General features: G+C 50.1%; 1 protein-coding gene. It reads left to right on the top strand.

The window, feature by feature from the left end; genetic code table 11:
• The coding region (locus SB756_RS28530; protein WP_410912856.1) for an NAD-dependent epimerase/dehydratase family protein at window positions 1-363 on the top strand (363 nt) is incomplete at both ends.

The raw sequence follows: 363 nt of genomic DNA, 5'->3' as shown, positions 1-363 counted from the left end.
AAACCTGATGATAGAGGCGAACGTAATTCACAGCGCTTGGAAACATGGCGTCGAACGACTTCTTTTTTTGGGCTCCAGTTGCATATACCCGCGGGACTGCCCCCAGCCGATCCACGAAGACCACCTGTTAACCGGACCGCTGGAACAAACCAATGAACCTTACACCCTCGCCAAGATCATGGGTGTAAAGATGTGCGAGAACTACCACCGCGAATACGGTGCAAAGTTCATAGCCGTTATGCCGTCAAATCTTTATGGCCCCAATGACAGCTACAACCTGGAAAACTGTCATGTGCTGCCGGCACTGATTAGCAAAGCCCATGAAGCAAAAATTAGCGGCGCATCAGAGTTAATAGTTTGGGG

Origin of the sequence: Pseudomonas sp. SIMBA_068, from assembly GCF_046534705.1 — a bacterium.
In the GTDB taxonomy this organism is placed as follows: domain Bacteria; phylum Pseudomonadota; class Gammaproteobacteria; order Pseudomonadales; family Pseudomonadaceae; genus Aquipseudomonas; species Aquipseudomonas putida.
Note: the sequence above shows the minus strand (reverse complement) of the source record. Positions and strands in the feature narration are given on the sequence as shown.